Genomic DNA, 14,860 nt, shown 5'->3' on the forward strand with positions numbered 1-14,860 from the left:
AATAGGTCCTTGTGTTCTATATTCGGTTCGGCACGAACTCCTGAAAACCATAAATACTATCAGATGACCGTAGAGATAGACCAAACTTCTGGCAGAAAAGGATACGGTGTGATCTCGGGGTGGTCCGGGAATTATGGAAGCAGCCAACAGAGGAGCTCACCTTGTGGGTGGAAAATCGGTAGGCTTAAACATCGAATTGCCATTCGAGCAGTTTCACAACAGCTATATAGACAGAGATAAAATTCTAACCTTCAACTACTTCTTCGTACGTAAGGTTATGTTTATGAAATACTCTCAGGGTTATATCGTGATGCCTGGAGGGTTCGGCACGATGGATGAGCTATTTGAAGCGATCACTCTTATCCAGACCGGAAAAATCGCCCGCTTCCCTATCGTATTAGTAGGCTCGGAATATTGGGGCGGTTTGTTCGAATGGATCGAAAAGACCATGCTTGCCAATGCATATATCTCTCCTGAGGACCTAAAGCTGTATAGAATAGTAGATACCGCCGAAGAGGCTGCCGGACATATCTTTCGTTTCTACGATAAATATTTGCTCAAACCAAACTTCTAATAAAAGACATCCATTAAAAAAGCCTTTCCGATATATGGAAAGGCTTTTTACATATAGCACTTAAACAACCTTAGTTAAACTTGAATTTCAACCCGAATTGCATGTAATACGTTGATGATATTGTTTCGTTTACGTAAGTTGTTGAACGGATAATATCTCCATTGCTATAATTAAGTTGGAATCTAGGTTTTGTTGTACCGTCAGGAGTTAATGCACTTGTATTTGTCGGTCTCAACAACTGGGTATTTGCGGATTTATACACACCCCAATTTGAACTTAATAAGTTGCCTAGATTAAATACATCCCAGAAAAATTCCAACGAATTATTTGCTCCGCCTACATTTTTGAAGATTTCTTGAGATAGACGGAAATCAAACTGATTTCTCCAAGGCATCACGCCACCATTACGCTCTGCGTATTTTCCTTTGCGTGATTTTAAATATTTATCGTTATCAATCAACTCAAAGAATATATCGGCCTGCTCTTGAGCAGTATAAGCTCTTCCACCATAGTTGCTGTTACCAGCAGCTATTGGATCAAACTCTATTTCTGCAGGACTGCTAGGCACATAAATCAAGTCATTGTTGTTTGAGTTTCCGTCGCGGTTGAAGTCTCCAGCATAAACATAGCTCATTCTTCCTGTTGAAGATCCTGAATAGAATAAGGTCATAGTAGTATTCAACTTACCTATCCAGTTATTGCTGTAAGAAACAAACCCTACCAATCTGTGAGGTACCACGTTTGTAGTATATCCTAGCGAAGGAACGTTTGGATTTCCTGTGTTTGTAGCTGGCAATGACCACAAGTTGGCAATCTGGTCTCCCGAACCATCACCAAAGTTTTTAGCTCCTGAATAAGTGTATGCTAAAGACGCCGACATGCCATTCCAATTGTTTTTCTGTAACTGTGCTGTTACTGAATAATAATGACCTCCTTTAGCATTTGTCATATAGGTAGGATCAAAACGGTTTGTCGCATCAGGCGTAACCAATCCATTAGAATTTAATTTATTGATGTATTTACTAGCTGTGCTGGCTGGATAGATATATCTGTGATCATTATATCCTGGGATTGCTAAAGCAGTAGGTTCTACAAGGTTTACGTTTTTCGCCACAACAGCATTAAGGTCTTTGTTATAAATACCTTCTAATGTAGCAATAATTCCTCCTGGCAATGTGTAGTCTACAGCTAAGCTGGTCTTCCATGTTGAAGGGAACTTCAAGTTTCTATCCATAGCTGAGATAGAACTTGGAATAGAGGTTCCTGCCTGAGGAATTGGAGAAGGAAAATTAGCTTTGATATCCGGATTAAAATCAGGAATACGGTCTGCAGGAAAGATTTGTGTATATTGCAACATACCTGCATCACCAGACTGAGCTACAATCCATACAAAAGGAATACGTCCGGTGAAAATACCCGAACCACCACGCAATACCAATGAACGGTCTCCATAAGCATCATAGTTGAAGCCGATACGTGGAGACACCATCACTCGCGCTTTCGGAGTCAAACCTGTATTTAGCTTTAATCCGTCAGCAAACGTTAACTGCTCCACAAGCGGGTGTGTTTTCATAGCAGAAATGCTAGGGAATGTTGGCAATTCCAAACGAACACCTCCAGTCAGTTTCAGTTTACTGTTAACAGCAATCTGGTCTTGAACAAAAAGCGAATACTGTGCAAATTTGAATGAAGGGAAAGCCTGAGAGCCGTCTTCTGTCAGTGGGAAAGTAAGCACATAGTTAGCTGCCTTAGCCCCATTTACAAAATCATCCCACGAATTATACAAGTAATATCCTGCCCCAAAACGTTGGAAACCATTTTTTGTCGTACTAGCCTCGTATTGGGCTCCATACGTGAAGTTGTGGTTTTTGTATACATAGTTCCCGTCGTAATACACGGTCAAAGTCTTCACATCACGTAAGTTGCCATAAGTGAATGACTCATAGCCGAAGTGGTGATAATATTATTTCCCTCTTTGATATCCACCAGAGGAAAGTCTRCTCCCGCCAGAAAGGAAAACGTGGTTCGTTTTTCGATAGRAACGTATGCTACACGTATAGTATTATTAGTGTTGCCCCACTTACCGGTATATTCCGCTACTCCCGAATAGAGGTTAGTTTCTTGGAAATAGTTGGAATTAGAGAAGTGTAAAGCATTTGATCCGGTACGGCTTAGGTTGGAAAGTCCTGATCCAGTGAAAGAATTACTGATTTGACTTGGACTCTTTCCTTTTACCTGATTGTAACGGAAGTTAATTTTATGGTTGTCGGCAATGTTCCAGTCGATCTTAGCGAAAAGTTTATCATTATTGCTCTTATTCGAGTAACCTTGATAAACACCTGGATCATATCCATATTTAGTGATCAAGTAATTTCTTACTTCATCCAGAAACTGGTAAGTAGGTCTTGCAATGTTGGAGTTACCCGAACCATATTGACGGTTGTTGGCGTCATCAGCAACTTTTGTTGGTCCAGGTTCTACGGTTTTATTTTGCTCCAAGTTAACGAAGAAGAACAACTTATTTTTAACAATAGGTCCTCCTAAGCTTACACCGTATTGTTTCTCCTCCATATCGTTGATAGCAACTTGCGTATTTTTTACACGCGAACCTTGCTGATGATCCGAACGTCCGGTATAGAAAGCCGATCCGAAGAAGTTATTACGGCCGGAACGCGTTACCGCATTTACCGCAGCACCTGTAAAACCTGACTGACGTACGTCGAAAGGTGTCACATTCACCACAATTTGCTCGATAGCGTCAATAGAGATTGGTGAACCATTGGCAGGAATATTTTGACCTATACCAAATTGGTTGTTGAAATTCGCACCATCCACCGTAAAGTTATTTGCACGGTAGTTACCTCCCCCTATCGCTGTACCATTTGCCTGTGGCGTAAGACGTGTCAAGTCGTTAACACTACGAGAGATGGAAGGTAAATTTTCAATCTGCGAACGGTTTACTACAGTGGAGGCACCATTTTTGTCACTCTTTGTACGGCTGCCTGTGATAGTTACCTCATCGATTAGCAAAGCATCTTCCCCAAAAACAGGATTCAATACAAAGGGTTGTCCCAACTGAAGATAAACATCTTCATAAACAATAGGATTTTGCCCCACATAGGTGATCTCCACGCGATAAGGACCGCCTACACGCATGTTAGCCAAGTTAAACCTTCCCTGAGCATTCGTCGCCCCCGAATACGTGGTTCCAGAAGGAATGTGGGTTGCTTTGATTGTCGCACCTGCCGTGGATTTTCCGGTGCTTTCGGTCACTACCCCGGTTAGACTACTGGTAGTAACTTGTGCTTGTACCGTCGCTAAGCTAGCAAACAGCAAAGCAAAAAGGAGTAAATATGTTTTCATTAAACGTAAAATTGATTGGTCAACGGTGTAAAGTTACACAACAAATTCCTGATTTAAATAGGGTTAACAAAAACTTAATATCCACATTTCAACATCTTAAATCACAATAAAAGATTTTACCTATTAAAAAATAAGGTTTATAGCACTTTTTGGGGCTGCAGTGCTAAGGCTAATTTTATTTTTCCTTTTCTTCATCTTTACAAAAATTATAACAACCAACTATTTACAATAATCTGACAGAAAGACTTACCTTAGCTTACTACCGGAGAAAAATGCTTTTAAATACAATAGCAACAGATTAATTTCTGTCACTCAATTAATTAACCAAACAATCAAATTATTTTTGAATATATTTTTGACAGATATAAATAAATAAAATTAAGTGCTTTATTTGAACTTTAACAATATTTTACATTTTTAAGTTTTTAAGTTACCTTTGCAACCAATTGAAATATTTTATCTAACAAGATGAACAAAAATTCTACCCTACTGTATGCCTCTATGGCATTCATGCTTACCAGTAACGTCGCTCTTGCTCAACAAGTTATCACTGGTAAAGTTACCAACGGCACGGAACCTATCGCGGGTGCCACAATCATGGTTGCAGGAAGTAAGGAAGGAACTTCTACCGATGCGGAAGGTAACTTCAAATTAACCACCAACCAAACAAGCGGCCAGCTTCAAATCAAATTCCTCGGCCACGAAACAAAACAAGTTAATTTCTCTGCTAACACACCTATTGGTACTATTATTTTAGTTCCAAGTGGCGAACAAGCATTGGATGAAATTCTTGTAGTAGGTCGTACTTTATTGGATGTGGCTGAAGACCGTTTGACTCCAATTGCAGTATCTACAATCAAGAGAGATGTAATTGAAGAAAAAGTGGGCGGTCAAGATATCACTGCCGCTTTAATCAACACGCCTTCAGTGTATGTGACAAGTCAAGCTAAAGGATTTGGTGAGTCCTCGATGACTACTCGTGGTTTTGACCAATCTAACACGGCATTCTTATTGAATGGACAACCTATCAACGGTATGGACAATGGTCGTGTGTACTGGTCTAACTGGAACGGGCTTTCGGATGTAGCCTCACTTGTTCAGATCCAACGTGGTTTAGGTTCTTCAAAATTGGCTATCTCGTCAGTAGGTGGTACGGTAAACTTCATCACCAAATCTACAGAGATGCAACAAGGCGGTTTCGTAAAACGCACTGTAGGTAACGACATGTACCGCAAAACTACAGTTGCCTATAACACCGGCTTGATGAAAAACGGACTTGCCGTATCTTTGATGCTTACCGACTGGAAAGGCGACGGCTATATGAACCAAACCGGAGGTGCTGGACAAACCTATTTCCTATCTGTGGGATACAAAGTCAACGATAAACATAACTTAAACTTAATGGTAACCGGTGCCCCACAATGGCATATGCAAGGTTATACAGCAAGTTTGAAAAACTTCTTGGAAAAAGGTAGAAAATATAACGACAACGTTTCTATCATCAATGGCGTAGAAACCAACGTAACGTAAAAACTTACTACCATAAACCTGTTGCCAACTTCAACTGGGACTGGAAAATCTCTGAAAAAGCGTCTTTAGCTACCGTATTATATGCTTCTATGGCACGCGGTGGTGGGCAGTCACAACGTACTGACGCTACAAAAGCTAAAGTTCCTTACTTGGCAGCAGATATGAACAACCACCAATGGTATGGTATCGTATCAAACTATAACCGTAAGCTGAATGACAACCTGTCCTTCAACATTGGTTTTGACTTGCGTGATTATAAAGGAACTCACTACAGACAAGTTACTGACTTGTTAGGTGCTCCTAGCATCACTCATGAAGTTAAAATGTTAGTTCCTTCACAATCCCAACTTTACGTTACTTCCAATGTATTCTCTACCAACCCTTGGAAAACATGGACTAACAGCGCCACTGCCAAAGAAGATCGTATAGCTTGGGAATACGACCAAATCATTCGTTATGGCGGTTTGTTCGGTCAAATTGAATATGCTAAAAATGGATTTACAGCATTCTTCCAAGGTTCAATTTCCGAACAACAAAATATCCGTGAAGACTATTATCAATATGAACCGGGTAAACAAAAATCGGATGCCGTTAACAACTTTGGTTACAACGCAAAAGGTGGCTTGAGCTACACTTTAGCCGGACACACAATCTTCGGTAATGCCGGGTACTACTCTCGCCAACCATACCAAAACAATATTTTCATGAACTATGCAAACGATATTAACCCTTTTGCATACAATGAGAAAATTTTAGGTCTTGAGTTAGGCTATAAATTCACTTCGAAATACTTCGATGCTAACTTGAACGCTTACCGCACTACATGGGAAAACCGCGTAACAAGTAGCTCATTCATCGCTTCAGATAAAGATGTAGCGAAATATGATCCTAACTTAATCGCTATAGGCGAATTGATCTACCAAACAAATTACGGTGTAAAACAAGATCACAAAGGTTTGGAATTAGACTTCGCAGCACGTCCTTTCAAAGGATTTACATTGAAAGGTTTTGCCTCTGTGGGTGATTGGAAATATGATGGTTTAGCTAAGACTATCCTACGTAACGAAGACCGCATCCAGTTAGGTATCGAAGAAAGAGACCTTACTGGCGTAAAAGTTGGCGATGCCGCTCAAACTACTTTCGGTGGTGGTTTCAAATACTTTATCATCAAAGACTTGGCTATAGATGCTGATTACCGCTACCACGACAGATTGTACGGTGCTCTTCCATCCAACGGTTCACAAACATTAAGATTGCCTTCTTACGATTTAGTGGACGCCGGTCTATCGTACAAAGTAGTAATTAGCGACAAAAACACTATCAGCTTCCGTGTCAACGTAAACAACTTGTTCGACGAGTTCTACATCTCTGAAGCTACTTCATACCGTACCGCTGGCCCTAACGACGCTACTTGGAAAGGTATCAACACTTCTAACTATGTGTTAGTAGGTTGGGGACGTACATGGACTGGTTCAGTGAAATTCACGTTCTAGGATATTTTACACACCTATATTATTTATCTCCGAAAGGCTTCTATCAAGATAGAAGTCCTTTTGTTTTTTGTCTCCTCCATAAAATATCACTAATTCTAATAATAAATTAAATTATCATTAAAAATAATGATATAATAAATTATCACTCATATTGATGATATAATAAATTATCATATACATTTGATTATAAAATAAAACAATGAGTTCCCTAAAAGCTATCCTTACCGGTGATATCGTACATTCCAGAAAAGTAAGTTCTGAAATATGGCTGTCGGTTTTGACTGATTGTCTACGTCACTATTCAAATAAATTTGATATTTTTAGAGGCGATAGCTTTCAAATAGAATTACCGCTAGAGAAATGCATTGAAGCGATATTTTACATAAAAGCAAGTATACGTACCATAGAAAAACTTGATGTACGGCTCGGATTGGGCATAGGTAAAATAGAAGTGGAACGACAACATGTAAAAGATTCCTCGGGAGAAGCCTATATCTTTTCGGGCGAAGCGTTTGATACGTTGGACAAAGAGCTGATTCGTGTTCGATCACCGTTTGACCATTGGGATGAATCTACCAATATCATGTTGCAGCTGGCTACTGAACTGGCAAACAGATGGACAGTGAATATGGCAGAAACAGTAAAAACCGCTATAGAACATCCCGAAGCCAGTCAACTGGAATTAACAAAGTTATTGCATAGAAAGCACCAAAGTCAAATTAAGCACCGAGCTAAAGAAAGCTAATTGGCAAAAGATCAAATTGACCATAGAATATTGTACAAAGCAATTACTAATCACATGCTAACATTATTACTAAAATTATTATTAGCACATCTTATCGGAGACTTCGCCCTACAGACGAAGACGATGGTCCTTAGAAGAAAAGATAATGTTGGCTACCTTCTCTTGCACATTCTTACCCATATCGCCCTTTTAGTCGGTTTCCTTTGGAAGGATAAAGAACAATACGCTTTGGTCATCGCAACCATCGCTATTTCCCATCTGGCAATCGACAGTCTAAAAATATGGATGGAGGAAAAATTTCCTCGCAATCCCTTTCTGCTCTTTGTCATTGACCAAATCTTACATATAAGTATCATCTTCATCGTAGTGATATTCTCCTTTGGATGGGATGCTCTTCCTCTCCAACAGATTTCCTTCGAAAAGGTGTTGCTATACAGCATTGCTTTCGTAGCTATCACCATTGTCACGCCCGTAATCTTAAGGCTATTCTTTTCCAAGTGGCAAAAGGAATCCGAATTTTACAACAAGAAGCAAGACAGTCTAATGCATGCCGGATTATGGATAGGTATAATCGAAAGGCTGCTTATAGTATTGTTCATACTGGTGGACTTTTGGGAAGGAATAGGTTTCCTGCTAGCTGCAAAATCCATCTTCCGGTTCGGAGACTTGGCCAACGCCAAAGACACCAAATTCACAGAATACATACTCGTAGGGACCTTAGCAAGCTTCATGATTGCCATAAGCATAGGCTACGGCCTAAAACTTCTATTGAACATCATTTAATAACAACCTATAACTATGAAAAAACTTTTAATGTCATTATTCGCAACGTTAACAACCGTATCCCTTCTCTTAGCACAGCAAGTAAAAGACGATGTACAGTCCATAGCGGATAAATATAAAGCCGTGGGTGTCGCCTACGTCGTCGTCAAAAACAACAAAATCATAGAAAAAAATGCTATAGGATACAGCTCGCTAGAAACGCAGGAAAAACTGGACGTGGACAAACATATCTTCCGTATAGCGTCCATCTCTAAATCGTTTACCGCCACAGCACTCATGCAGCTGGTAGAAAAAAAGATAATAAGCTTGGAAGACGACTGCAGCGACTTGGTAGGTTTTCCTATCCGTAACCCTAAATTCCCGGACAAGAAAATAACCTTGAAAATGCTTCTTTCCCATACTTCCAGCATCAATGATGTCAACGGATATTTTGAGCTGGATGTTATCAACCCTTCAAAAAACCCAAACTGGCAAAAGAGCTATAACGACTACGAACCGGGAACAAAATATCAATACTGTAATCTCAACTTCAACATGGCTGGAGCTATCCTAGAAAGATTAACCAATGTACGCTTCGACCAATACATACGGCAGCAGATTCTCGACCCACTAGGACTATATGGAGGTTATTGCATAGACTCCTTGGACAATACACGCTTTGCTTCCCTATATTCTTACAATCAGAAAAATGACCAATTTGTCTTAGAGCCGGCAGCATACAACCCGCGCAGTGAGGATATTAAAAACCATAAGTTGGGAGAAACAACACCTATATTCTCTCCAACCGGTGGAATGAAAATATCGGCAGTAGACCTGGCCAAATACATGATCATGCACATGAACTACGGCAAGTCCGGAAAAGTGAAGATTCTTAACAAGAAAACTTCCAAGCTCATGCAGACAAAAATATCGGATGACGAAGGTTACGGATTGGCACTACAGGAAACAGATAAGCTGATTCCCGGACAGCACCTCGTAGGTCATACAGGATCGGCATATGGTCTCTATAGCGCCATGTTCTTCAATCCTAAAACCAAATACGGCATCGTCGTCATTACCAACGGATGTGTATTGAAATATAAAGACGGCTTTGTGGCGATGAACGCGGAAATCATCAACTTACTGTATAACAAACTCATCAAATAACAACAAAATATTTGGCTTATTATTTGCAAAGGTTAAGGTAAAACTTAACCTTTGTTTTTTATGAGAAATATCGTCCTTCTTATAGCCTTAACATACAGCTGCTTTGCTCTTACCGTTAAGGGACAAGATATATCCGATATCGACCTATACGATATCCGAAAAGATTTCAACAAGGGCGTAAAGGACGAGAAGCTATGCAAACAATACTTGCAGGTTCTAAAGACTAATCCCAAAACTTCCATAGAAAGAGGATATCTAGCGGCTTTTACCATGTTTACAGCCAAACATACAATCAACCCTTTTAAAAAGATGAGTCACTTCAAGGAAGGACGTAAAATGCTGGAACAGCAGATCCAACAAGACCCTCAGAATCCGGAGCTACGCTTTATACGTTTCTGCATACAGCATTATACCCCTGATTTCTTGGGATATAAAGATAACCTAACTGAAGATAAACAGTTTCTTCTTGCCAACCTTCACAAGATGACGGACGAAAAAGCTAAAACAATCATTTTTAACTTCTTAAAAGGAACTAAACTTTTCAGCCAGGACGAATTAAAGCAGTTAAGCAAATAGCTATCCCCTTTTCTCTATCTATCTAACAAAAACATTCATGCCCATTGGATTTGACATCTAATCCATTTTTCCTATCCTATAATTAAGTACCTTTGCCCTCCTAAAATAGTTTTATAATATGTCTCTAAACAAAGGCCTGATTTCTTTAGCATTCGGTGGATTGGCAATAGGTATGACCGAATTTACCATGATGGGTATACTCCCCGACATTGCCAACGACATAAATATAGATATTCCCACTGCCAGCAACCTTATCGGCCTCTATGCCTTAGGGGTAGTGGTGGGTGCTCCCACATTGGTAGCTGCCACCTCCCGTTTTCCGGCCAAGAAGGTGTTGCTATTTCTAATGCTATTATTTTTTGTATTTAATGGTCTTTTCGCCATCGCACCTAACTATTGGAGTCTGTTTATAGCACGCTTTATCTCGGGACTACCACACGGCGCTTTTTTCGGTATAGGATCTGTAGTAGCCTCCCAGCTGGCTACACGTGGTAAAGAAGCACAAGCCATAGCCATCATGTTTACTGGCATGACCATAGCCAACCTTGCTGGTGTGCCATTGGGAACTTTTATCGGACATCATTATGATTGGCGAATCACCTACGGTATAATAAGCTTTCTGGGATTGCTGACTTTCCTAACCATCTACTTCTGGATGCCGGCCCTTCCTGCCAACAAAGACAGCAACGTCATAAAACAAATTGGATATTTCAAACGATGGGATGCTTGGCTTATCATAGCGGTGATATCCATCGGCACAGGAGGGCTGTTTGCTTGGATAAGCTATATTTCAAAGCTGGTGACCACTGTATCCGGTCTTTCTGAAGACAGTGTTTCCATAATTATGGTGCTAATAGGAGCAGGAATGTGTGTGGGTAACTTATTAGGAGGAAAGGTAGCTGACAGCCTCTCTCCTAGCAAAGCTGCGATGACCAGCTTTGGCGCCATGGCATGCTGCCTTTTGGTATTATTCTTCATTGCCCATATCCAGATTTTAGCTTATCCCATGGCCTTCATTACAGGCATGATAGCCTTCAGCATAGGTCCTTCATTACAGATGATGCTCATCAATAATGCCAAAGGTGCCGAAACTTTTGCGGCCTCAGCAGGTCAGGCTGCTTTCAATATAGGTAATTCTTTAGGCGCTTATTTCGGCGCTATCCCCTTGCTATATGGACTAACATATAATTATCCTTCCTTAGTTGGGGTAATAATGGCCAGTATAGGAGCACTTCTGACGTATATTTTTTATACTCAAGTAGAACGCAAATAGTAAACATATATAGAAATAAAAAAGGCGGTATTGCAATACCACCTTTTTTATTTCTTCTTCTTATTATAATGCTCCAAAACAAATTGAAGTTGCTGCTCTTGCGTCATATGTGAGTTATCCAGCACTATAGCATCTGCGGCCTGACGAAGTGGACTCTCTGCCCTAGTGCTATCAATATGATCGCGGTGCGCTAGGTTTTCTATGACTTCTTCTAGGGTGACGTCCTCACCTTTTAATGTAAGCTCTGCGAAACGACGGTTTGCTCTCACCAAAGGATCTGCCGTCATAAATATTTTCAGATCTGCATCCGGAAAAACTGTAGTCCCTATATCGCGACCGTCCATGACGATATTACGTCTGGCCCCCAGCTGTTGTTGCTGCGCTACCATAGCTTTACGTACCTCCTTAATGGCACTCACCTCACTGACCTTGTCCGATACCTCCATCTGGCGTATGGCATCCGAGACATCTTCACCGTTCAACAAAATCAATGTCTTTTCGGTATTGGGAATAAAATCAATATGGATATTATCCAAAGCTTTCTTAACAACCTGTTCGTTCGTGAAGTCTATATTATTCCTCAAAAAATAAAGCGTCACCGCTCTATACATGGCGCCGCTATCTACAAAAACAAAATTCAGCTCCTTGGCAATGGCCTTAGCTACCGTACTTTTACCGCAAGAGGAGAATCCGTCTATCGCTATGATAAAATTGTCTCTTCGCCATAATTAGATATTCCCCCCAATAATAACTCCCGGCCTTATTTACCAGAGGAACTTTACTTAAATTTTCGTCCACGTATACTTTCAGGTAAAAAGATATACTTTTTATCGTAAATCGTACTTTCAATATAATAACTCAACCAATATTCGTTTGTAAGGCCGAACACCTGAGAATCTATAACCTCAATCTGAACTGCACTCTGCGCCTCTACGTCTCCCAAGAAATGACGCAAGACCGTAGTCTTCACTTCCTTGCCATCTTTTTCACCATACCCTTTGGAGGAGATTAACACATTACGTAAAGGTACATCTTTCTCATTGACAAGATAAACCGTCCAATGTCTGGCTTCCGGCGTCTGGCTTTCCAGAACTACCGCCACCGATATATCTTCTACAATATTAACCGGCAAATCCTTCTTCATCTTTAACTCTTTTTCGTAGACTTTGTCGTTTTCTTTGTACTTGTTTTGGCTTTGGATGCTTTAGGATCCTCCTCAACCCATTTCAACACATCTGCATAGGTGATGGCATTTATATCCGTACCTTTCGGAATCTTGATGTTTTGCTTACCAAAACGAATGAAAGGTCCCCAACGGCCATTTTCAATACGTGCTTCTTCATTTTCTTCAAAAACACGTATCACCTTATCAATATCTTTTTGGCGTTTTTCCTTTATAATTTCTATTGCTTGCTCTTCGGTGACATCCAAAGGATCCAAACCTTTAGGTAAGGAATAGAAAGCAGAATTGTGACGTATGTAAGGACCAAAACGTCCTACAGCTACTACCATTTCCTTACCTTCAAACTCTCCTACCTTCTTAGGAAGCTTGAACAAATCCATAGCCTCCTCAAAGGTGATGGTTTCAATCATCTGCCCTTTACGTAGAGAAGCAAACTTAGGTTTTTCCTCATCGTCTTGGGTGCCTAGCTGTACCAAAGGCCCGAAGCGTCCTACACGCACACTGACTTGCTTTCCGGTCTGAGGGTCTATTCCAAGAATACGCTCGTTTGTTGCACGATCGGCATGCTCTAAAGTATCCTGCACCTCCTCGTGGAAAGGACGGTAGAATTTTTCCAGCATGTCGGTCCATTCTTTTTGCCCTTGCGCAATTTCGTCAAACTCACGCTCTACCTTGGCTGTAAAATTATAATCTACAATTCCCTTAAAATGCTCTACCAAGAAATCGTTGACCAACATACCTATGTCCGTCGGGAACAGTTTGCTGCGCTCCACTCCTGTCATCTCACTCTTGACCACTTCGGAAATCTGTCCTCCCGATAGTTTAAGCACCTTATAATCGCGAGGTTTTCCATCACGATCTTCTTTTACTACATAACCTCGATTTTGTATAGTAGAGATGGTAGGTGCATAGGTTGAAGGACGTCCAATTCCTAACTCTTCCAATTTCTTCACTAATGAGGCTTCCGTATAGCGCGCTGGAGGTCTCGAGAAGCGCTGCGTAGCTGTCATCTCACTAAGGTGCAACAGCTGTCCAATCTCCAATGGAGGTAATAAGGTGTTGTCCGAATCCTCTTCCGTCATAGTATCATTCTCATCATCGACAGATTCCATATACACTTTAAGGAAACCGTCAAATTTCATCACCTCCCCCGAAGCAGAAAGCTCTTCCTCTCTTGTAGACACGGAAATCTTGGCTACAGTCTTTTCAAATTCTGCCTCACTCATCTGTGAAGCTATAGCTCGCTTCCATATGAGCTCATAAAGGCGTACTTCCGAAGGCTCCCCCTGAATGGTGTGGTTGGCGAAGTAGGTTGGTCGGATAGCTTCGTGCGCCTCCTGAGCGCCCGTAGTCTTCGTCTTATATTGTCTCTTCTTATGATATTTCTCGCCGTAGGCTTTCAGAATTTCGGCTTTAGCCCCCTCTATAGCGGTATCCGATAAGTTTACTGAGTCGGTACGCATGTAGGTGATATGCCCTGCCTCATACAGTCGCTGTGCGATCTGCATGGTACGTGCTACCGAATAGCCTAACTTGCGGCTAGCTTCCTGTTGCAAAGTTGACGTCGTAAACGGTGCCGCCGGTGAACGTTTGGCCGGCTTCTTCTCCAAACTTTTTACAGTATAAGAAGCTTCAACACAATCTCTCAAAAATACTCAGCCTCCTCTTTCGTGGCAAAACGATGAGGAAGCTCAGCCTTGAAAGATTCTTTAGCCTTTCCCGTACTGAAGATAGCCACAATCTTAAAGGAAGCTTCTGGCACGAACTTGTTAATCTCGCGCTCACGTTCCACAATAAGACGCACCGCAACGGACTGCACACGTCCTGCCGACAATGAAGGCTTCACCTTACGCCACAGCACGGGCGACAGCTCAAAACCTACAAGCCTGTCTAACACGCGACGAGCCTGCTGGGCATGCACCAAATTGTAATCTATCTTTCTTGGCGACTCAATAGCTTTCAAGATAGCAGGCTTGGTGATTTCATGGAAGACAATACGCTTGGTCTTTTCCTCCTTTAGTCCCAACGTCTCAAAAAGATGCCACGAAATAGCTTCTCCCTCACGGTCTTCATCGGATGCTAACCAAACAGTCTCAGCTTCTTTTGCCAACTTCTTTAACTCACTGACTACAGCCTTCTTATCTGCCGCTACTTAAGGGTAAGCGTGTAGGTCTGATGGGAAATCAAACCAGTA

The 14,860-nt window shown here is 41.2% G+C and carries 10 protein-coding genes and 3 pseudogenes; 8 read left to right on the forward strand and 5 right to left on the reverse strand.

Features of this window, described 5'->3' with window-relative positions:
• A pseudogene (locus SD31_RS09815) lies at positions 1–574 on the forward strand (TIGR00730 family Rossman fold protein); the annotation flags it as partial.
• Positions 575–644: 70 nt separating this feature from the next.
• Here SD31_RS09815 and SD31_RS17450 read toward each other — a convergent pair.
• Positions 645–2,486, reverse strand: a complete 1,842-nt coding sequence (locus SD31_RS17450) for a TonB-dependent receptor (protein WP_197053650.1) — start codon at positions 2,484–2,486, stop codon at positions 645–647.
• The gene (locus SD31_RS17455) at positions 2,483–3,937 is read right to left on the reverse strand and encodes a TonB-dependent receptor (protein WP_197053651.1); all 1,455 of its coding nucleotides are present in this window, start codon (positions 3,935–3,937) and stop codon (positions 2,483–2,485) included. Before SD31_RS17455 ends, SD31_RS17450 begins: the two co-directional genes overlap by 4 nt.
• A gap of 468 nt (positions 3,938–4,405) precedes the next feature.
• Between SD31_RS17455 and SD31_RS15365 the strand changes: the two genes are divergently transcribed.
• The 7 genes and pseudogenes from SD31_RS15365 to SD31_RS09850 all read left to right on the forward strand — a co-directional run bounded on the left by SD31_RS15365 (position 4,406) and on the right by SD31_RS09850 (position 11,483).
• A complete protein-coding gene (locus tag SD31_RS15365) occupies positions 4,406–5,467 on the forward strand; it encodes a carboxypeptidase-like regulatory domain-containing protein (RefSeq protein ID WP_052258920.1) in 1,062 nt (353 codons plus the stop codon).
• 38 nt (positions 5,468–5,505) lie between these two features.
• Positions 5,506–6,960 (forward strand): annotated as a pseudogene (locus tag SD31_RS15370) (TonB-dependent receptor domain-containing protein); the annotation flags it as partial.
• A 199-nt stretch (positions 6,961–7,159) separates the two neighbouring features.
• A complete protein-coding gene (locus SD31_RS09830) occupies positions 7,160–7,705 on the forward strand; it encodes a hypothetical protein (RefSeq protein ID WP_039053996.1) in 546 nt (181 codons plus the stop codon).
• 54 nt (positions 7,706–7,759) lie between these two features.
• A complete protein-coding gene (locus SD31_RS09835; RefSeq protein ID WP_039054000.1) occupies positions 7,760–8,488 on the forward strand; it encodes a DUF3307 domain-containing protein in 729 nt (242 codons plus the stop codon).
• Positions 8,489–8,503: 15 nt separating this feature from the next.
• Positions 8,504–9,634, forward strand: coding sequence for a serine hydrolase domain-containing protein (locus tag SD31_RS09840; protein WP_039053997.1), 1,131 nt, complete (start codon positions 8,504–8,506; stop codon positions 9,632–9,634).
• Positions 9,635–9,694: 60 nt separating this feature from the next.
• The gene (locus SD31_RS09845) at positions 9,695–10,210 is read left to right on the forward strand and encodes a hypothetical protein (protein ID WP_231561425.1); all 516 of its coding nucleotides are present in this window, start codon (positions 9,695–9,697) and stop codon (positions 10,208–10,210) included.
• Between the two features lie 118 nt (positions 10,211–10,328).
• Positions 10,329–11,483, forward strand: a complete 1,155-nt coding sequence (locus SD31_RS09850; protein ID WP_039053998.1) for an MFS transporter — start codon at positions 10,329–10,331, stop codon at positions 11,481–11,483.
• 47 nt (positions 11,484–11,530) lie between these two features.
• On the opposite strand, the gene cmk is transcribed toward SD31_RS09850, so the two are convergent.
• From cmk to topA, 3 genes and pseudogenes are all read right to left on the reverse strand, one after another.
• Complete coding sequence (gene cmk / locus SD31_RS09855; RefSeq protein ID WP_039053999.1) at positions 11,531–12,190, reverse strand: (d)CMP kinase; 660 nt, start codon at positions 12,188–12,190, stop codon at positions 11,531–11,533.
• A 71-nt stretch (positions 12,191–12,261) separates the two neighbouring features.
• Positions 12,262–12,627: a hypothetical protein gene (locus tag SD31_RS09860; RefSeq protein ID WP_316929844.1), complete on the reverse strand. Its 366-nt coding sequence runs from the start codon at positions 12,625–12,627 to the stop codon at positions 12,262–12,264.
• Between the two features lie 2 nt (positions 12,628–12,629).
• Positions 12,630–14,818 (reverse strand): annotated as a pseudogene (gene topA / locus SD31_RS09865) (type I DNA topoisomerase); the annotation flags it as partial.
• Between the last annotated feature and the right edge of the window lie 42 nt (positions 14,819–14,860).

It is taken from the genome of Sphingobacterium sp. T2, from assembly GCF_000814685.1.
GTDB classification, from domain to species: Bacteria; Bacteroidota; Bacteroidia; order Sphingobacteriales; family Sphingobacteriaceae; genus Sphingobacterium; species Sphingobacterium thermophilum.